At 70.3% G+C, this 19,746-nt stretch carries 14 protein-coding genes and 2 pseudogenes; 13 read left to right on the top strand and 3 right to left on the bottom strand.

The features are described 5' to 3' along the window. Positions 1–97 precede the first annotated feature (97 nt). The 6 genes from OG819_RS12215 (at position 98) to OG819_RS12190 (ending at position 5,801) form a co-directional block, all read left to right on the top strand. Positions 98–2,476: a nitrate- and nitrite sensing domain-containing protein gene (locus tag OG819_RS12215; protein ID WP_266649376.1), complete on the top strand. Its 2,379-nt coding sequence runs from the start codon at positions 98–100 to the stop codon at positions 2,474–2,476. Continuing rightward, complete coding sequence (locus OG819_RS12210; RefSeq protein WP_266432218.1) at positions 2,473–2,943, top strand: roadblock/LC7 domain-containing protein; 471 nt, start codon at positions 2,473–2,475, stop codon at positions 2,941–2,943. The genes OG819_RS12215 and OG819_RS12210 overlap by 4 nt, the downstream gene beginning before the upstream one ends. After that, entirely contained in the window at positions 2,940–3,332 is a 393-nt protein-coding gene (locus OG819_RS12205; RefSeq protein ID WP_266626757.1) for a DUF742 domain-containing protein, read from the top strand. The genes OG819_RS12210 and OG819_RS12205 overlap by 4 nt, the downstream gene beginning before the upstream one ends. Then, positions 3,313–3,951, top strand: a complete 639-nt coding sequence (locus tag OG819_RS12200) for an ATP/GTP-binding protein (RefSeq protein ID WP_266626759.1) — start codon at positions 3,313–3,315, stop codon at positions 3,949–3,951. Before OG819_RS12205 ends, OG819_RS12200 begins: the two co-directional genes overlap by 20 nt. Positions 3,952–4,041: 90 nt before the next feature. Beyond that, positions 4,042–5,010 (top strand): ATP-binding cassette domain-containing protein, encoded by a 969-nt coding sequence (locus OG819_RS12195; RefSeq protein WP_266626761.1) that lies wholly within the window; start codon positions 4,042–4,044, stop codon positions 5,008–5,010. Further along, positions 5,007–5,801, top strand: coding sequence for an ABC transporter permease (locus tag OG819_RS12190; RefSeq protein ID WP_266626763.1), 795 nt, complete (start codon positions 5,007–5,009; stop codon positions 5,799–5,801). The genes OG819_RS12195 and OG819_RS12190 overlap by 4 nt, the downstream gene beginning before the upstream one ends. On the opposite strand, the gene OG819_RS12185 is transcribed toward OG819_RS12190, so the two are convergent. Both OG819_RS12185 and OG819_RS12180 read right to left on the bottom strand, forming a co-directional pair. Further along, positions 5,779–9,033, bottom strand: a complete 3,255-nt coding sequence (locus OG819_RS12185; RefSeq protein ID WP_266649375.1) for a BTAD domain-containing putative transcriptional regulator — start codon at positions 9,031–9,033, stop codon at positions 5,779–5,781. The two genes, OG819_RS12190 and OG819_RS12185, sit on opposite strands and share 23 nt — an antisense overlap. Positions 9,034–9,042: 9 nt before the next feature. Continuing rightward, positions 9,043–9,627, bottom strand: coding sequence for a FlgD immunoglobulin-like domain containing protein (locus OG819_RS12180; protein WP_266649374.1), 585 nt, complete (start codon positions 9,625–9,627; stop codon positions 9,043–9,045). 149 nt (positions 9,628–9,776) lie between these two features. On the opposite strand from OG819_RS12180, the gene OG819_RS12175 reads away from it, so the two are divergent. Beyond that, a complete protein-coding gene (locus OG819_RS12175) occupies positions 9,777–10,562 on the top strand; it encodes a hypothetical protein (RefSeq protein ID WP_266649373.1) in 786 nt (261 codons plus the stop codon). Positions 10,563–10,689: 127 nt separating this feature from the next. On the opposite strand, the gene OG819_RS12170 is transcribed toward OG819_RS12175, so the two are convergent. Then, complete coding sequence (locus tag OG819_RS12170) at positions 10,690–11,790, bottom strand: nuclear transport factor 2 family protein (protein ID WP_266626771.1); 1,101 nt, start codon at positions 11,788–11,790, stop codon at positions 10,690–10,692. A 150-nt stretch (positions 11,791–11,940) separates the two neighbouring features. On the opposite strand from OG819_RS12170, the gene sigJ reads away from it, so the two are divergent. The 6 genes and pseudogenes from sigJ to OG819_RS58560 form a co-directional block, all read left to right on the top strand. Next, positions 11,941–12,879, top strand: coding sequence for an RNA polymerase sigma factor SigJ (gene sigJ / locus OG819_RS12165; protein WP_266626773.1), 939 nt, complete (start codon positions 11,941–11,943; stop codon positions 12,877–12,879). Positions 12,880–13,035: 156 nt separating this feature from the next. Continuing rightward, on the top strand, positions 13,036–13,905 hold the full coding sequence (locus OG819_RS12160) for a PP2C family protein-serine/threonine phosphatase (RefSeq protein WP_266649371.1): 870 nt from the start codon (positions 13,036–13,038) through the stop codon (positions 13,903–13,905). Positions 13,906–13,975: 70 nt separating this feature from the next. Further along, positions 13,976–14,992 carry an MASE1 domain-containing protein gene (locus OG819_RS12155; protein WP_266626776.1) on the top strand — a complete coding sequence of 339 codons (1,017 nt, stop codon included), beginning with the start codon at positions 13,976–13,978 and terminating at the stop codon, positions 14,990–14,992. Positions 14,993–15,128: 136 nt separating this feature from the next. After that, positions 15,129–16,823, top strand: coding sequence for a hypothetical protein (locus tag OG819_RS12150; protein ID WP_266626778.1), 1,695 nt, complete (start codon positions 15,129–15,131; stop codon positions 16,821–16,823). A gap of 679 nt (positions 16,824–17,502) precedes the next feature. Next, positions 17,503–18,132, top strand: a pseudogene (locus OG819_RS58565) (trypsin-like serine protease); the annotation flags it as partial. 1,035 nt (positions 18,133–19,167) lie between these two features. Continuing rightward, a pseudogene (locus OG819_RS58560) lies at positions 19,168–19,465 on the top strand (DNA-binding response regulator); the annotation flags it as partial. Positions 19,466–19,746: the final 281 nt, after the last annotated feature.

The following is a 19,746-nucleotide window of genomic DNA, read 5'->3' as shown; positions in this document are numbered from 1 at the left end:
AACTTTCGTGGCACTTCACGCGCGAGCGGCAGAACAGCAGACAAGCCGCGAAACGGAACCGCGGCAAGGCGGCCAGGAGACGGTTTCGAAGCGCGGGTTGTCGCTGCGTACGACCCTGCTCGTCCTGGCCCTGGTTCCCACCATCGCCCTGGTCGCCCTGTGGGCGATGAACTCGGCCCAGCTCTACGGCAACTGGAAGACCGTCCACGACCGCAACGAAGCGGGCAAGCAGGTCGGGCAGCCGATCGCCGTCGTCTTGTACCAATTGCAGGCGGAGCGGCAACTGAGCGCTGCGGCGCTCGCCGACCCCAAGGCCTACCAGTCGAGACTGGCGAAGCAGCGTGCGCTCACCGACCGGTCCGTCCAGGGTCTCAAAGCACTCTCCGACGCCATGCCGGCCGCTCTCGCCGAGGGTTACCAGCGGGTCGGCCGGGGCCTGGACCGACTGCCCGCGTACCGTCAGGCGGTGGACGAGCGGGACGCCACCCAGGAGCAGACGTTCGACCACTACACCGATGTCATCGCCTCGGACATGCAACTGTTCGAGGACTTCACCAACGTGGGCTTCGGCGAGGTCACCGTCCTCACCAAGCCGCTGATCGACTCGCAGTGGGGCGCGGAGATGCTCTCGCGCGAGAACACGATCTTCACCGCCGCAACGGTGAGCGGCCACTTCACCAGTGCGCAGCGCTCCCAACTCGCCCAGGCGATCGGCGGTCAGCAGCACATCTACGACAACAAGGTCGTACCGCGGCTGCCGAGCGGGCCCGCCAAGACGTACCAGGGCATCCTGTCCGGCGCGGCCTGGAAGCAGAAGACCCGGATCGAGCAGACGGTCCTGACCGCCGAGAACCCCGGGGAGGACGGCCGGACCCCGGTATCGGCACGGCTGGGCAAGGAGTGGCAGCAGAGCTACGGGGCGATAACACCCCAGCTGACACAGGCAAGCGGCTCCTACGCCGAGTACCTCGTCAGCGCCACCGAGGACCAGCTCGACGGCATGATGACGGACCTGATCGTCAACAGCGCCGTGGGCGGCGCGGCCGTACTGCTGGTGTTCCTGGTCTCGCTGCGGCTCACCGGAGTTCTGCGCCGCCGCATCTTCGGGCTCCGCTCCGCGGCGCTGGAGCTGCAGACCCGGCTGCCCGACATGGTGGAGCGGCTGCGGCAGGGCGAGACGGTGGACACGGACGCCGAACTGCCCGAGATCCGCTACGGCAACGACGAACTGGGCATGCTCGGCCAGGCTCTCAACGAGGCCCGCGGCAGTGCCCTGGAGACGGCCGTGCGGCAGGTCGAGCAGTACCGCGGCTTCGAGCGTCTGCTGCAGCGCATCGCCCGACGCACCCAGTTGCTGATCGGCATGCAGATGAAACGTCTCGGCGAGATGCAGCGGCAGCACGAGGACCCCGAGGTCCTGGAAGGACTCTTCGACGTCGACCACCTGGCCGCCCGGCTGCGGCGCTACGAGGAGAACCTGGTCATCCTCGGTGGCGGTACGCCCCAGCGGCGCTGGCGCAATCCCGTGCCGCTGCTGGACGTGCTGCGCGCCGCGCAGGGCGAGGTGCAGGACTACCGGCGCATCCGGATCGACACCGAGGGCGAGACCTGGCTGTCCGAGCGCGCGGTCGGCGCCATGGTGCACGTACTGGCCGAACTGATGGAGAACGCGGTGTCGTTCTCCAAACCGCCGACTCCGGTGGAGGTGTCCGCGTCCCGGGTGGGCCGTGGCGTCGCGGTCGAGATCGAGGACCGGGGCATGGGCATGGACCCCGAGCAGTACGCCGAGGCCAACCGCCTGATGGCCGACCCGCCCCGCATGGACGTGATGTCCCGCGCCGACGACGCCCGCCTCGGCCTGTACGTCGTGGCGCGGCTGTCCGCCAACCTGGGGCTGAACGTCGAGCTGCGGCCCTCCTCCTTCGGCGGCACCCGGGTGGTCGTCCTGGTGCCGGCAGAGCTGATCTCCGACGGGAGGCCGGCCTCGGAGTCACCGGACGGCGCTGCCCCGGCCCAGCTCTCGGTCATCGGCGCACCCCGCTCCGGACAGGACGACGATCCCCGGGATCCGCGGCCGGAGCCCCAGCCGCAACCGCACTCCGGTGACCAGGAGACGTTCACGCGCCAACTCATCGGATCCTTGGCCAGACCGACGGCCCGCACCACCGCCGAGCCCCCCACGACGAGTTCGGAACCGCTGCCCCGCCGGGTACGACAGGCCAGTCTGGCCGCCGAACTTCGCGATCCTCCCCGTGTATACGCCGAGGCGCCGCACGTCGAGACATCGGAAACGAAGACGGAAACGGAAACAGAGACGGAGCCGTTGCCGCGCCGGAGCGCGCCGCGCCGCTCCGGCGCCACCATCGGCGCCTTCCAGCGCCAGTCCCGGATAGCCCGGCTCGGGCCCGACTCCGATCAACAGCCCACTCACCCCTCACCGGGCCACGACGGGGCCCGCAAGGAAGACAGACGATGACTCTGCGCACCACTGCCACCAACTCCGACCTCGACTGGTTGCTCGACCGCTTGGTCGACCAGGTTCCGGGCACCAGGAACGCCATCGTGCTGTCCGACGACGGCCTGGTGGTCAGCCAGTCCAGCAGCATCGAACGGGTCGACGCGGAACGCCTGGCCGCCATCGCCACCGGCCAGCAGAGCCTGGCCCGCGGAGTCGGTGACGTCTTCGGCGGCGGGCCGGTCCACCAGGTCATCATCGAGCTCCGTGAACTCTGGCTCTTCGTCAGCTCCGCCGGCCGGGGCACGCACCTGGCGGTCGTGGCGGACCAGGAGGTGGACGCCGAGGTGATGTCCGTGGCGATGCACACCCTCGTCCAGCAGGTCGGGCAACGCCTGGGCACCGAGGCCCGTGTGGCGCGGGATGACGCCGAGGGAACGGGGTCCCGCCGCTCCAGCGACGGCGAGAGTGGGGGAGGACGTGGGTGAGCCACTGGGCGGACGCGGCACCGGACGACGAGTACGCGGAGGAGAGCTTCATCAGGCCGTACACGATCACCCAGGGACGCACGACCTCGGCTCGGGACGACCTCACCCTCATCACCGTGATCGCGACGGTCGTCGCGCCCGGTGAGCAGGTCTCGACCCGTGGCCTGCAACCCGAACACAGGCTGATCCTCCAGCTGTGCCGCACCCCGGTGGCTCTCGCCGAGGTCGCCGCCGAGCTGAACCTGCCCGTGGCGGTGACGAAGATCCTTGTCTCCGACCTGATCACGCTCGGCGGGGTGACGGCCCGGCCACCGCTGGCGGTCGCGGTGGGCCAGGGACTGGACATGACACTTCTTCAGGCGGTGAAAGATGGCCTACTCAGACTCTGACGACCGGGTCGGGACAGACCCGACCCACTCCACCGCGGCCCAGGCTCCGGCGGCGGTGAAGATACTCATCGCGGGCGGATTCGGCGTGGGCAAGACCACGATGGTCGGTGCCGTGAGCGAGGTCGTGCCCCTGAACACCGAGGAGCATCTGACGGCCGCGGGCATCGGCGTGGACGACATCGACGGGGTGGACCAGAAGGCCACCACGACGGTGGCCCTGGACTTCGGCCGGATCACCGTGAACTCCCAACTCGTGCTGTACCTCTTCGGCACACCCGGCCAGGAACGCTTCTGGTTCATGTGGAACGACCTGGTGCACGGGGCGCTCGGCGCCGTCGTCCTCGTGGACACCCGGCGGCTGAAGAGCAGTTTCGCGTCGATCGACTTCTTCGAGAGCCGCGGCATCCCGTTCGTCGTCGGCGTCAACTGCTTCGACGGACGCCGGGACCGCACCGAGTCCGAGGTCCGGGAGGCACTCGACCTCGACCCGCACACCCCCATCGTCATGGGCGACCTCCGGCAGCGCCGGGCAAGCCGCGACCTGTTGCTGACCCTGATCGAGCTTCTGATGTCCGGCCGGGCGCAGGGCCACGACGTCGCGGTCGACCGGCTGGCCTGAACTGCGGGTTTCAACGCCCTGGAGCTCCTCTCCAGGGACTGAAACCGGGTTGAAGCCGTTCTGAAGCGCCCCGCCCGCAAGCTCTGCGGCATGACGACGAACCAAGAACCCGCGATCGCGGCCACCGGGCTGCGGAAGTCCTACGGGGACAAGACAGTCCTCGACGGCATTGACATCCAGGTGCCCGCCGGCACGATCTTCTCGCTCCTCGGGCCGAACGGCGCCGGCAAGACCACGGTGGTCAACATCCTGTCGACGCTGATCTCCGCCGACGGCGGGCAGGCGCGGATCGCCGGGCACGACGTCACCGCCGAGGCCCAGGCCGTTCGGGACGCGATCGGCGTCACCGGCCAGTTCTCCGCCGTGGACGGGCTGATCACCGGCGAGGAGAACATGCTCCTGATGGCGGACCTGCACCACCTCTCCCGCGCCGAGGGACGGCGGGTGACCGCCGAACTGCTGGAGCGCTTCGACCTGGTCGAGGCCGCCAAGAAGCCCGCCTCCACCTACTCCGGCGGCATGAAGCGCCGCCTGGACATCGCCATGACGCTGGTCGGCAGCCCGCGGATCATCTTCCTCGACGAGCCGACCACCGGCCTCGACCCGCGTTCCCGGCACACCATGTGGGGGATCATCCGCGAGCTGGTCTCCGGCGGCACGACCGTCTTCCTCACCACCCAGTACCTGGACGAGGCCGACGAACTCGCCGACCGCATCGCGGTGCTCAACGGCGGCAGGCTCGTCGCCGAGGGCAGCGCCGAGGAACTCAAGCGGCTCGTCCCCGGCGGCCACGTACGGCTGCGGTTCTCCGACCCGGTGGCGTATGAGCAGGCGGCGACCGCACTGCGCGAGGTCACCCGGGACGACGAGGCACTGGCGCTGCAGATCCCCAGCGACGGCAGCCAGCGCGAGCTGCGCGCCATCCTCGACTGGCTGGACACCGCCGGCATCGAGGCCGACGAGCTGTCCGTGCACAGCCCGGACCTGGACGACGTGTTCTTCGCTCTGACCGCCAGCCCCGTACCTTCGCAGCCCGCCGACAAGGAGACCGTCCGATGAGCACCGCGACCTACGCGTTCCGCGACAACCTCACCATGCTGCGGCGCAACCTCCTGCACGCCCGCCGCTACCCCTCCCTCACCCTGAACCTCCTGCTCACCCCGGTCATCCTGCTGCTGCTGTTCGTCTACGTCTTCGGCAACGTGATGAGCGCCGGCATCACCGGCGGTCCCGCGAACCGCGCCGACTACGTCGCCTACATCGTCCCCGGCATCCTCGCCCTGACCGTGGCCATGACCTCGCTGGGCACCGCGGTGGCCGTGTGCACCGACATGACCGAGGGCATCATGGCCCGGTTCCGCACCATGGCGATCTCCCGCGCCTCCGTGCTGATCGGCCACGTGATCGGCAGCGTGATCCAGACGATGATGGCCCTGGCGCTGGTCCTGGGCATCGGACTGGCCATCGGCTTCAGGCCCGACGCGTCGCCGGTGGAGTGGATCGCGGCGGCCGGGCTGATGGCTCTGGTCAGCCTCGCCCTGACCTGGCTCGCGGTCGGCATCGGTCTGATCAGCCCCAACCCCGAGGGGGCCAGCAACATCGGAACGCCGCTGGTGATGCTGCCGTTCCTGTCCAGCGCGTTCGTTCCGGTGGACGCCATGCCGGGCTGGTTCCGCTGGTTCGCCGAGTACCAGCCGTTCTCGCCCTTCATCGAGACCCTGCGCGGGCTGCTGCTGGGCAGCGAGATCGGCGTCAGGAACGCGGTGCTGGCCGTCGCCTGGGGCCTGGGGCTGACGGTGCTGGGCTACCTGTGGTCCAAGGCGAAGTTCAACCGCGAACCGCGGAGTTGAGTTCCTGCCGGGCCGCGGCCCGCAGTTCCTCCCGCCCCAGGGCGGCGTACGTCGACCTCGCGTCGTCGTAGGCCGCCCTGTCGGCGTTCTCGGCGGCCTGCCGGGACCGGGCCCAGGACAGGGTGGGGAACTCCTGCACCGTCGGCATCCGCTCCGCCAGCGCCAACAGCCGTACGCCCGCCGGGTCGCCCCCGGCCAGCCCGGCGAAGCCGAGAGCCAGCAACACCGCGCCGTACACCGGCAGTTCCACCGGAGACCTGTCACCCGAAGAACCCGATGAACCCGAAGAACCCGATGAACCCGATGAACCCGATGAACCCGATGAACCCGATGAACCCGAAGAACCCGAAGAACCGGAGGAGCCGGAAGAACCGGAGGAGCCGGACAGCATCCCGAGGAGCCGCTCCCGCAGCTGCCCGGCCAGCGCGGCCGCCGGTTCGAGCCGGCCGTGCTGCGCGTGCGCCGCCAGCGCGGCCGACTGCACCTGCAGCGCCCAGGGATCCACGAACGGATCGCCGGCGAGCAGCACGCTGTCCTGCCGGATCCGCTCCACCGCCCGGCGCCACAGCCCGAGCCCGACCTCGGTCAGCCCCCGGGCCAGCGCGATCTCCGCCCGGGCCGCCAGATCGGGAGCGTAGATCCGGGCGGACTCCGGCTGCTGGTCCAGGGCCGCGAGTCCCAGCCAGTACTCCGCCTCGTCGACCTCCCCGCGTTGCAGACTGGCAAACACCAGCCCCCAGCGGACGCCGATCGAGTCCGGCCAGCCGTCGAACTCCTCGAGCGTGCGCAGCGCGGCCCGCAGATGGTCGTACGCTTCCGTGCCCCGCCCGGACTGGATGCACAGTTCGCTGATCCGCCCGTGGCTGAGCAGCCGCATGGCCGGATTGCCCAGTGACCCCAAGGTGTCAGGCATCCGGCGGGCGCACTCCAGCGCCCGCTCCGGCTCGTGCTCGGCCTCCCACACGTAACTGAGGACGGCCCACGCCGTGCCGGCCAGCAGGGGCGCGTCGGATGAGGAGAGCTCCCGTAGCCGCGTGTACTGCGGCGGGCGCACGTCAGGGATGGCACACAGCACCGCGGCCATCGCCCGCACGACCGTGTCCGGCGGGGCGGGCGGCAGCCGGCGCAGGGTGACCAGTTGCCGTGCGGCGTGCGGGCCGAGGCCCACGAAGAGGCTCCCCGTGCACACCGCCGCCGCGCTGCGGGCCGCCTCGATGTCCTCGGGGTTCTCGGGGCCGGGCCGGAAACGGGACAGCGGCCCGCCGGTCTCGACGCACAGGGCGACGAGCCGGGCGTAGTTGGAGTCGGTGACCCACAGGGAGGCCAGCACGGCGGTGAGCGCCGCGGTGGTGGGACCGTCGGCGCGGGCCAGCGCGTACCGCAGGGCCAGGACGAGGTTGTCCTGCTCGGCCCGCATACGGAACCACGCGGGCACCGGGTCGGCGCGGAACAGCGCGTCGTGGTGCGCCCGCCCGAAGTCCCGGGCCCAGAGCAGGAACCGGTCGGTCACCGCTTCCTCCTCGCCGGCCTCGGCGCGCCGGGCGGCACTGAACTCCCGCAGCGTCTCCAGCATGTGGAAGCGCACCCCGGCGGGACTGTCCCCCACCTTGACCAGGGACTGACCGGCCAACTGCTCCAGCAGCGTCAGCGCGTCCTCGTTCTCACCGAGCACGCGCTGGGCCGCGTCCTCGGTGAAGCCCCCGGGGAACACCGACAGCGCGCGCAGCGCGGCCCGCCCATCCGGCTCCAGCAGATTCCAGCTCCACTCGACCACGGCCTGCAGCGTGCGATGCCGCTCGGGCGCGTCGCGGGCGCCGCCGCGCAGCAGCGCGAAGCGGTCCCGGAGCCGGCGCGAGATGTCCACCACGGACAGCACCCGCACCCGGGCCGCGGCGAGTTCGACGGCCAGCGGGAGCCCGTCCAGGTGGCGGCAGATCTCCGCCACCTTGTCGGCGGGCAGTTCCACGCCGGGCCTCGCGGCCCGCGCCCGCTGCTCGAAGAGCTCGACCGACGTCGCCGGCGAAAGCTCCGGCAGGGCGTACACGGACTCCGAGGTCAGCCCCAGTGGAGCGCGGCTGGTGGCCAGCACCCGCAGCTCCTTCGACCGCGACACCAGCGCCTGTACGAGATCCGCCGCGCCGGTGATCACCTGCTCGCAGTTGTCCAGCACCAGCAGCGCGGGCCCGGCGCCCAGCGCGGCGACGATGCCGCTCACCACGTCCCCGCCCCCGCTGAACCGCCCGCCCTCCCCGGCACCGACGGCCGAGGCCACTTCGGCGGCGACGTCGTCGTCGGCGAGGACACCGGCCAGGGGGACGAAATGCACCACCGGCTGCTCGGCCGCCCGGCTCACCGCGTAGGAGAGACGGGTCTTGCCCAGCCCGCCGGGACCGACGAGCGTGACCACCCGGACCTCGCGCAACAACCCGGCCACGGCGGCGACATCGGCGTCCCGCCCCAGCAGGGGATTCGGTTCGTGCGGTACACCGTGCCGGACATGCGGCACGTCCGCCCGCACCAACTCCTGGTACACGGACCTGAGTCGGGGCCCCGGGTCGGTCCCCAGTTCGTCCCGCAGCCGACGGCGATAGGCGTCGTACCGGGTCAGCGCCGCGGCCCGGCCCGCGGTCGCGGCCTCACACCGCAGGAGCTCCGCCAGCACCTCCTCGTCGCGCAGCAGCTCCCGGGCCAGCTCGGCCAGTGGTGCCGCCGCCTCCTCCCGCCGTCCGACCCGGGCGAGCGCGAGCGCCCGCGACCGTACGAGGGAACGGTGTACCGGGACCCGTTCGACGCGCAGCGCCACCACCGGATCGTGCAGGTCCTCTCCCGCGCCGGCGCCCACGCTCCCGTCCCACAGAGCCAGGCCCGCCTCGGCCTGCGTCAAGGCGCCCATGTGATCCCCGGCCCGTGCCCGCTCGGCGCTCGCCGCCTCGTACAGCGGCAGCGCGCAACTGTCGACCCGTGCCTCGTCCAGCGCCAGCCGGTACCCCGTCGGCGTACTGACGACCAGCTCGGCCCCCAACTGCGCCCTGAGCCGCGACACCAGGACCTGCACCGCCTTGCCCGGCCGCTCCGGCAGCTCGTCCGCCCACAGCCCCTCCACCAGCCGGCCGGCGCTGCACCCGCCGCGCAGATCCCCGGCGAGCAACGCCAGCAGCCCGCGCAGCCGGGGCGCGGTGACCTCCTGTCCGCGATAGGCGACACGGGACAGCAGAGCCAACTCGGTGGTCATACCTGAAGATTAACCAGCGGAATGCCGGGCGGACTCGTCGGCGTGGACCTCACCGCCTTCGTGAAGCAGCGCGTGGATGGAGGCGGTGAGGTCCACGGTGAGGCGTTCCGCGCTCATCTCCGCCAGGTCGCCGGGAGCCTTGCCGCAGGCAGGGCGGTAGGCGCGCAGCGCGCCGCTGCTCAGCCGGACCAGGATGTCGTTGCAACGGTCGCTGCTCAGGTGGCCGTACGGCACGAACTTCGCGCTCGTCGGCCAGCCGCTGCCGGACACCTTGCTGCCCAACGTGCCGTTGCCGCTGCCGCGTTGGACGGTGAGAGCGTCGGAGGAGTTGAGGGTGAAGAGGTCACCGACGCCGTCGTTGCCCGCGTAGTCGCGCGGTGCCGCCGCTCCGGCCATCACCGTGAGGCTGCCGGAGCGGTTGAGGGCGGCGCCCTGGCCGTCGGCGGGCTGGGCGGTGAGCGTCCAGGTGTAGGTGCCGTTGGCGACGAGGCGGCCCGCGGAGTCCTTGCCGTCCCAGTCGGCCGTCTGCAGACCGCGGGCGTCGGAGCCGGACAGGGTACGCACGGTGGCCCCGGCCGTGTTACGGACCGTCACCTTCCAGGCTGCGACGGGCTTCGACAGCCACCAAGTGCCGGAGAAACCAGCCCGCTCTGTCCTTCGGCGGCAAGCTCAGCGACGCCCCGTACGGCAGCGGCCAGACGGTCACCGTCTCCCGCACGGACGCCGCCCACACCACGACGCCGGTGAAGTGGACCGTGCCCGTGGGAGTCGACGGCACGATCACCGTGAAGGACACGCCGTCCATCGGCGGCGCCAACACCTACACGGTGAGCCACCCGGGGGACGCCTCCCACCAGGCGGCCACCACGTCCGCGATCGTCCAGATGTCCCGCGCGGCGACGGCCGTGTCCGTCACCACCAACGCGTCTTCGTACGCGTACGGCGCGACAGCCACCGTCACCGCGCACCTCGGCACGACGTACAACAGCCGTACGGTCTCGGTCTACGCCACGCCCTACGGCGGCACGAAGACACTGGTCAAGACGGGGACCGTGGACGCCGAGGGCAACCTGACGGCCACGTACAAACTCGCCCGCAACACGACGTTCTCGGTGTCCTTCGCGGGCGACTACCGCTACGCGCCCGCGACGGTCACCCGCACCGCGGGCGCCCATGTGAAGGTCGCGACGACGCTCGGCGGCTCCTACACAAGCACCACGTACAGCGGCATCACCTACCGCGTCTACCACCGCACGGTGAAGCCGACGGTGACCGCGACTGTCACGCCGAACAAGGCGGGGCAGTGCCAGCGCTTCCAGGTCCAGCAGTACTACAGCGGAGCCTGGCACACGCGCACCACGTCGGGCTGCTTCGCCCTGGCCGCGAACAGCATCGCGAAGACCCAGCTGAGCCTCACCAACGCGCTCAACCAGAAGTTCCGGGTCCGCTCCGAGTACGAGCGCAGCACGAAGGACAACACCAACCTGAGCACGTGGGGCGGCTGGCTCTACTTCACGGTCAGGGCCTGAGGCGTCGGTCCGACCCTATGTGTGCCGGAAGCCGTGAACACTTAAGCGCTTAAGTGTTCACGGTTGCCGAGGAGAGTGTCCCTGCCGGACGATTCGCCAACAGCATGGGAAGGCCGCGGGGGCCGGGTCAGTATCCGATGGCCTCTCGCAGAAGCAGCACGGTGCCGCGCCCAGGATGGGGTTCCGCGTTGAGGATGAGCAGGCGGTTGACGGCGCTGGGCATCCCGTACACCGCCTGGGCGCGGGCGTTCTCCAGCGGGAGGGCGTGCTCCTCGACGCGGCGCAGCGCTGTGCTCAGGTCAGGCACCACCTTCTGCGCGCCGACGATCCAGACCGCGTGGGCGGCGCCGCCCGCGTTGGCAGGGAGTTGGCTGCCGCTGCCCGAGGCAAGGACGAGCGAGCCGGTCTCGGTGACCGCGGCGACGCTGTTGACGACGAATTCGGGGCCGGCGACCAGCCTTCGGATCTCGTCGGCGCCGGTGGCACGGTCGATGGCCAGGACGCGCGGCCTGATGGCGTCGTACCGGCCGCCGGCGTTGATGTCCTCGTCGATGCCGGACAGCCGGAGGGTCTCGCTGGCTCCGGTGAGCACGCTGGCGCCCTCGGGGACCAGGTCCTTGACGCGGGCGCGCGCGGCCGCGGCGTCGTCGAGGATCTCGGCGGCGAAGCCGCCCGCCCGCAGCGCGGCGGCTACCCGCTCCAGTCGTTCGGCCGATGCCGGGTCGGCGAAGGACGCGGCCGGAGCCGGGGTGGCCGTGGCGTCTTCCGGGTCGGTCCCAGAACCCCGCGCCGCGTGGGGCGCCGTGCCCGCCAGCGGGGAGGTGTCGAGATACCTGACCTCGTACACCCGCTCGGCGAACTTCCAGCCCTCCGCGGTGCGCTGGTAGCGGTCGTGGTAGACGGCGTAGTTCAGACCCTGGCGTCCGTCGAGGGTGCGCGCGAGTTCTTGGATGTAGGCGCGGCCGGTCGCGGTGTCGCCGTCGAGCAGGATCGTGCCGGGGTGTGTGGTCTGTACGAAGAAGTCCCACTGGCTCTGCAGCCGCTCGCCCCCGGCACGGATCTCCTCGCGGCCGACCTGCTCGGCGGGGATGTCGGGCATGCGCAGGGCACCGTCCGGTGTGAACAGCGACGCCAGGCGGGGTCGGTCGCGCATCATCGCCGCGTCGGTGAACTCGCCGCGCAGTGCCTCGATCTCGACGCGGTCCGCGATGGCCCGGAAGTCGTTCATCAAAGTCACCTCTCCGTCTTGTTGTCGTCCTCACCGGTACGACAACGCGGCCCTTCGGAATGTGAGGCGGCGCGTCGGCCTCACATTCCGATGCGCTGTCTTGTCGTACCGGGTAGAGGCACAGAGGCGAGCGAGGGAGACGGCCAGACCATGACCACCAGAGCCGAGCCCGGCGACGATCAGAGCGATCCGGGCCTCAGCGCGATCATGAGCGAGCGGCGCCGGCTGATCAACCTCGGCTATCGGCTCCTCGGGTCCCTTGCCGACGCCGAGGACGTCGTGCAGGAGACCTACGCCCGCTGGTACGCCATGTCCGCACGGGAGCAGCAGGCCGTCGAGTCGCCCGGCGCCTGGCTGGTGACGGTCGCCAGCCGCATCTGCCTGAACCTGCTCGGCTCGGCGCGGGCCAGGCGGGAGACGTATGTGGGCGACTGGATCCCGGAGCCGCTGCCCGAGCCCACGGAATGGATCACCGGGCGTTCCGGCGCCGGCGGGATCGACCCGGCCGATCGGGTCACCCTCGACGAGTCGGTGACGATGGCCTTCCTGGTCGTCCTCGATTCGATGACCCCGGCCGAGCGCGTCGCGTTCGTCCTGCACGACGTCTTCCGCTACCCCTTCGGCGAGGTCGCCGAGATCGTCGGCCGCACTCCGGCGGCGTGCCGCCAACTGGCCACGTCCGCCCGCCGTCGTATCCGCACCGCGCAGACCCCGGCGGGTCCGAGTGCCGGGCAGGCCGGCCTCGTCAGGCAGTTCAAAACGGCGTGGGAGGTCAAGGACATCGACGCCCTGATCAGCCTGCTCGACCCCGATGCCACCGCGACCGCCGACGGCGGCGGGCTGGCCGTCACCCACCAGCACCCGCTCGTGGGCGGTGAGCGGATCGCACGTGCCTATGCCGAGATCGCCCGGGTGTCGGGCGACCGCACGACGTTCGTGGAATGCACGGTCAACGGCCTGCCCGGCTTGGTGGCGCAGCAGGACGGCAACATCGCGACCGTGTTCGCGTTCGAGATCGCGGGCGACCGGATCAGGCATATCTGGGCGGTGCGAAACCCCGAGAAGCTCCGTCCCTGGCGGATCAGCTGAGGAGCGATCCCAAACACCGCAGCAGTTCCCGCAGTCTGTTTTCGCTGGTCGTAGCGGCGGCAGTGCCGTGTGCCAGCAGGATGAGCTGCCTGTAACAGGGGTACCGTGAATATGTGACCCACGTCGCACATCCGAAAAAGCCCGAAGTGTGATGCCATGCCTCGCCGCCGCACCGGTTCACCCAGTGGGACCGCAGAGCTGCTGGACACGCTTGGTGATCTCACCGGCCGGATACTGGATCGGATCAAGGTCCAGCAGGCGCGCGTGGAACTGGCTGCCGCGCTGCAGCGCCAGGTCCTCGCCGCCGAGCTGCCGGCCCTGCCGCGCCTGCACGTGGCGGGACGGTACGCGCCCGCACGGGCCGGGCTGGACATAGGAGGCGACTGGTACGACGGCTTCCTCATGCCGGACGGCTCGGTGGGATTCGTGATCGGAGACGTACAGGGCCACGATGTCGAAGCCGCGGCTCTCATGGGGCAGGTGCGCACCTGTCTGCGCGCCGTCGCCACCGCCACCACGGACCCGGCGGAGGTGCTCCGGCGCACCAATGACCTGCTCGTCGCCATGGACTGCGGGCTGTTCGTGACCTGTTCGTTCCTGCGCTTCGACCCGGTCACGAGCGAGCTTTCCGACGCCCGCGCCGGGCATGTCCCCGCCGTCTGGGCCACGGCAGACGACTGCTGCTACACGGTCCTGAGCGACGGCGGTCTGCCGCTGGGCATCCATGCGGGCGAGAACTACCGGTCGACCCGCCGGCTGCTCACCGGCGTGGGCGCGTTCGTGCTGCTCACCGACGGCGTGGTGGAAGGCCCCAAGTACCCGATCGAGGAAGGCCTCGAGCGGGTGGCCGAACTGGTCGGCGGCGCCTGTCGCACCGACCCCGATGAGCTGGCCGCGCAGGTGATCAAGGTGGCGGATCTCACCGGCCACAGCGACGACGCCGCGGTCCTTGTCCTTCGTTACGGAGGGCTCGGGGACGAGCAGCGTCACGGAGGGTTCCAAGAGCAGCGGCAGGGCGAGAAATGAGCGACATCCGCGGCATGTGCGACCCCGGTGCGGCACGCCTCGTCCGGTGTGACCGCTGGGGTGAGCGAGGATGAGCAGTGCCGCGCGCGGTGAGCGGCTCCGGCGGTACACCGCCGGGGGCCTGCAGGTGGCCGCCGTCACGGCCGCTTACTACGTCAGTGCCAAGATCGGGCTGCAGCAGCAACTGGTGCGAGGGCAGGTCACGCCGCTCTGGCCGCCGACCGGCCTCGCTCTCGTCGTCCTGATGCTGTGGGGCCTTCGCATGTGGCCAGGCATCGCTCTCGGGGCGTTCGTGGTGAACGTGATGCTCGGGCCGTCGATCCTCCCCGTGCTCGCCATCGCGGCCAGCAACACGCTCGCCCCGATCTGCGCCTATCTCCTCCTGCGGCGTGTGGGATTCCGTACCGCGCTCGACCGACTGCGGGACGCTCTGGCGCTGGTCTTCCTCGGGGCCCTGGGCGGGATGCTGATCAGCGCGACGCTCGGCACCGCAGTCCTGGTGGCCTCCAGCGCGCTGGCAGCCCGGGATTTCTGGCCGACCTGGTCGGTGTGGTGGACGGGCGACGCGATGGGGGTCCTGGTCATCGCGCCCTTGCTGCTGGCCGCGCGCACCGCCCGATGGCCACGCGGCACACCTGTGCTCCGCTGGGCCGAGGCGGTGGCCCTGCTGGGCGGCACGGCCGCGGTCGCCGTGGTGGCCACGCACAGCTCGGTCGAGCTTCTCTTCCTTGTCGTCCCCTTCCTGATCTGGGCTGCCTTCCGCTTCCAGCTGGTCGGCGCCGCGCCCTGTGTGCTGATCGCTTCCGTGATCGCGATCGACGCGGGTGCCGACGGGGCGGGTCCGTTCTCCGGTCACGATCTCCTCGCCAAGATGGTCGTCCTGCAGGCTTTCAACGGCACCGTGTCACTGACGGCCCTCCTGCTCTCGGCGGTCATCACCGAGCACAACCGCACCCTCTGGGAGATCGAAGAGGCCTGCGAGCGCCTGACGGAAGCGCTGTATCGGCTCGCGCCGGACGAGACGTTCGATCACTGGCCGTCCTCCCGCCGGGAAAGACCGGATCACCAGAAGGGGCACCGCTCTTGAAACGAGCGGGCTCGTCGCCCATGGCGGAATGACTTCGGGCCCCGGTGTCCCCGGGGCCAGGGAACGTTTGTACGGTATGGCTCTTCCAGTGACCCGGAGTGGCTGAAACCGCTCCCTCTTCATCGGAGTCGCCACGGTGCGGTCTTCCCTGCGCGCGACCACAGCCTTGGGTGTGGTCCTCTTCTTCTCCGCCTCCGCGGCCGGGCCCGCCCTGGCTGACGACGGCCCCTCCAGTGCCGGTGTGGTCGGTGACGTGAGTGTCCTCGAGCAGACGGACTCGGTCACCGGCGCTCAGGAGACCCAGGACGCCTCGGGCGCCTACCGGGGCGATGTCCTCGTCCGCTTCACGCCGGTGGCCGACACGGGCTTCCACCTCGAGGCCGGCACGGGCAAGGCGACGTACTCCACGCGCGCCGGATCGGACGACTACAGCTCCGTGACGGTCAGCCCCGTCGGCACGGGTTACTTCAGGCTGGACACACGGAAGCTGCCGGACGGCCAGAACACCCTGGACGTCACAGTCACTGAAACCCCGGACGACACCGGCTCCGGGGCCACCGCCCAGACCGTCAGCGGCACCGTCGGCCTCACGGTCACCAACCCGTCGGCGGTGTTCACCTCCCCGCAGGCGCACACGCTCGTCTGGGGGGCCACCACGTACACCGTGGACGCCCAGCCGGCGACAGACGGCTCCGCGATCGACCACGTCGACTTCTACGAGACGGCCCTGTTCACCAAGAGCAACAAGCCCCGCGCGACGGACGACACCGCTCCGTACACCTACACCAGTACGTACTCGGCCATGGCCTACCACCCGGTCGTCCAGGCCGTCACCGTCGACAAGGACGGCTACCGCTCGGCCCCGGTCTCGCTGCAGCTCACGGCGACCCCCGGCCCGACCGTCACGGCCACCACGAGCGCCCCGCGACTCGCGTACGGCGGTGCGGACTCGATGGACATCGCGTGGACGGCCGCCGTGCCGTACGGCTGGAACAGGACGGTCTCCGACCCCAAGCACTACGAGGTGTGGCTGACCAAGGAGGAGGTCGCGGTCGACGGTACGACCGTACGGTCCTACGCCGACGGCGACACGCAGTTCTCACCGCTCCAGGTGCAGAACGGCGGCGTCCACCACATCGACACCAGCTGGGGCGACGGCCTGGACACCTCGGCCTGGTCGGTCGGCACCCACACCGTCACGGTGACGGTGACCGACAGCACGGGTGCGGTCGGTACGGCATCCGTGAAGGCGGTCGTGACCGCCGACAAGCTGACCGCGACCGCTCCGGGCAGCGTGGTGCTCGGCAAGAACGTGACGGTGTCCGGCCTGCTCACCGCAGGCACCGGGAACCCGCTGGCCTACCGTACGGTCTCGCTTCAGGCCCGGCCGGCGGGCAGCACCGCCTGGAAGACGGTGGCCACCGGCACGACGAACGGCAACGGCACCATCGCGCTGACCACCAAGCCCGCCCGGAACGAGAGCCTGCGCCTGGTCGCCGCCGCCGGGACCAAACCTGTTTCGGCCGCCCTCAAGGCGTCGGTGTCGCCGCAGGTGACGCTGAAGGCGTCCGCCACCACCGTCAGACGCGGCGCCACGGTCAAGTTCAGCGGCGCCGTCGCCTCGAAGGAGACCGGTGCCACGGTGAAGCTGCAGGTGTACCGCAGCGGTGGCTGGACGACCATCGCCTCCAAGCCCCAGTCCAGCACGGGCCAAGTCACCTTCAGCGTCAGCGAGAAGACCAAGGGCACCTTCACCTACCGGCTGCTCACCGTGGCGACGACCGGCTTCGCCGCCGCGCACAGCCCCTCGGTGAAGATCACCGTGAGCTGACCGATCCGCTCCGTCGGCGTCCGGGCAGAGATCAAGTAACGGCGGTCCCCAGCGACGCTGACTTCGGCGACTTTGCGAATTCATGTGCGGTTGTTCCGCGTTCGTTTCCTGGCTGGCCCCGGGGCCAATTCCTGATCGATCATACGATCGGGCGGCCGCCGGGCGGGGAACAAACTTTCGGGAACGTGTTGGTCCCGAACCAGTTGGCGGTAGCCGCGAGCTGCCGTCGGCCGGCGGCTTTCTCCCTGTCCGCGTGCGAGAAAACCCCTTTCACGGACGGGAGACCTGAGTGTTCTCTACCCACAGGCCCAACGGGGGCGTAAGACGCAGGCGACGGGCGCGGAGAGTCGTTCCCGCCGCCGTGGCGCTTGCCGCCGCCCTCGCCGGCGCCCTCACCTTGGCGTCCGCCCACGCTTCCCCCGCCCCCGCTGCCGCTCCCTCGCCGGCAAGGGCGGCGGTCCCCTCACAGGCCCAGCTGACGGCCCGTGTGAAGGGCGCACTGCGGACCGACCAGGCCTCGCAGACGCGGTCCAAGCCGTCCGCGACCTCCGCGACGCCGACCACCGCGACGCCGACCGCCACGCCCTCCGCCTCAGCCACCTCCTCCGCCTCCACGACGTCCACCGTCGACCCGAAGATCATCGGTGGTACGGAGACCACGATCGCCAAGGCTCCGTGGATGGCGCAGCTCTGGTACTACGACGACAAGGGCACCAGCGACACCTCGGACGACACCGGCTTCTTCTGCGGCGGCTCGGTCGTGTCGCCGACGAAGATCCTCACCGCCGCGCACTGCGTCAAGGGCTACGACTGGAACGCCAACGGCACCATCGTCACCGGCACCGACCAGCTGCCGACCGACAACAGCGACGGTTCGGTCGACCTGCACGGAGGCACCGTCTCCGGCGCATGGCGACAGTGGAACCACCCGTCGTTCAACACGACCACGGTCGACAACGACATCGCGGTCCTGACGCTGCCGAACCCGGTCAGCGCCAAGCCCATCAACATCACCACGTCGAACGACACCTCCTCCTACACGGCGGGCACCAACGCCACCCTGTACGGCTGGGGCCGCACCAGCTCCACCAGCGGCGACATCGCGCAGACGCTGCGCACCGCGACCCTGCCCATGGTCGCGGACGCCACCTGCTCCAGCACCTACACCACCGACTTCGTCGCCGGCCACATGGTCTGCGCGGGCACCCCGGGCACCGGCTCGGACAGCGGCACCGTCGCCGCCTGCAACGGTGACTCGGGCGGCCCGCTGATCGTCGACGGCAAGATCGTCGGCGTGGTCTCCTGGGGTGTCGAGGACTGCGTGGCCTCCGGCTCGTACAGCGTCTTCACGAAGGTCAGCACGTACGCCGGCGCGACCTCCCCGCGCCTCGACGACACCAATCTGAGCGGTGACGCCATGGCTGACCTGTTCGTGCGCCGCGCGTCCGACAACACTGGCTTCGAGTACGACTCCAAGGGCACGTCCTTCGCCACGCGGATCTCCTGGGGCTCCTACACCGACAAGAACGTCGTCCTGCAGACCGACCTCAACCGGGACGGCTACCAGGACCAGATCATCCGCCGCGCCTCCACCGGCGCCGTCTACTGGCGGCACTACATCCCGGCGAGCGACAGCTGGACCACCACCCTGGTCTTCGGCGACTGGTCAACCCGTACGAAGATCGTCGCACCGGGCGATGTCACCGGCGACGCCCTGCCCGACCTGCTCTCGGTGACGGCGAGCGGAATCCTCTACGTCTACCCGGGCCTCGGCAACGGCACCTTCGGCTCGCCGGTCGCGGTCGGCAGCGGCTGGAACCAGTACAACCAGTTGCTCGGCCACGGCGACTTCACCGGCGACGGCAAGGCCGACCTGATCGCCCGCAGCAGCAGCAACTCCTACGTCTACCTCTACCCGGGCACCGGCAAGTCCGGTTCGGCGGCGTTCGGCGCCCGGATCCAGGTCCGTACGTGGGGCCAGTTCAACGCGTTCGACGCCGTCGGCGACATCACCGGGGACGGCAGGGGGCCGACCTCGTCGCCCGCACCCCCCGCTGTAGCCGACGCCGCCGCTCAGCGGCTCACCCCACCCGCCCACCAAGGAGGGACACCACCGCTCGCGGTGAACCAGACCACCTGGGATGACGGCGGACACCAGTTGTCCTTCGACGGCGGAGTCAGTCGTGTGCAGCCCGCTGATCTGGGCCGACCAGGTTGGATGTCGACGAGTCTGCTCGGCACAGCAGACCGGAGACCACACGGATGCCGAACTCTCTCCGGCGCACGATCTCCGCTGACCAGTCTCCACATCCGGTGTGCACGCCGCGTCGGCTCAGTCAAAGAGCGGGCCGCGCTGGTCATCAAGCGACAGTGGCCGAAGACCGCGGTACTGCTGCTCTCGCGTATGTGGAGGAGCGGTACGCGGCGGACCCGCCGTCCGCGAACACCTCGGGGATCGGCTACCTGCTCGAGCAACGGGTCGCAGATGTCGAGGAGTACGCCGACTGCCTGCGGCGGGTGGCCGCGGGCGGCACCGCGCCAGACCCGCAGGGGACGCGCAGCTGCCGGCGCGTCGCCACAGCGATCCGCTGGACCGGCTCACCCCGCGAGAGCGCGAGGCCCTGGAGCTGATGGCGGCCGGTTCGCCTGAGTACGGCGGGTCGTGGACCGTGCCGGTTCGAACCGATGAGCCGGCCGTCAGCGACGGCAAGTCCCCGGCGTGACCTGCGCGCTCCACGGCCCGGAGAGAAGCTTGACGCCAGCCAGGGAGATCCGTAACATGAACAAGTTGCCTCGAGCCGTGACGATTCTGTAGTGGAACTCACCGCCACTCAGGCGACAGGACAAACCACTGGCACGGTCTCCCAACGGGACTGAATTCAGGCATGCCTGCATGCGTGAATTCAGCTCCATCCGCCTCGAT

Origin of the sequence: Streptomyces sp. NBC_01549 (assembly GCF_026339955.1) — a bacterium.
Taxonomy (GTDB): Bacteria; Actinomycetota; Actinomycetes; order Streptomycetales; family Streptomycetaceae; genus Streptomyces.
The sequence above is the reverse complement of the archived record's forward strand: the minus strand, read 5'-3'. Positions and strand labels throughout refer to the sequence as shown.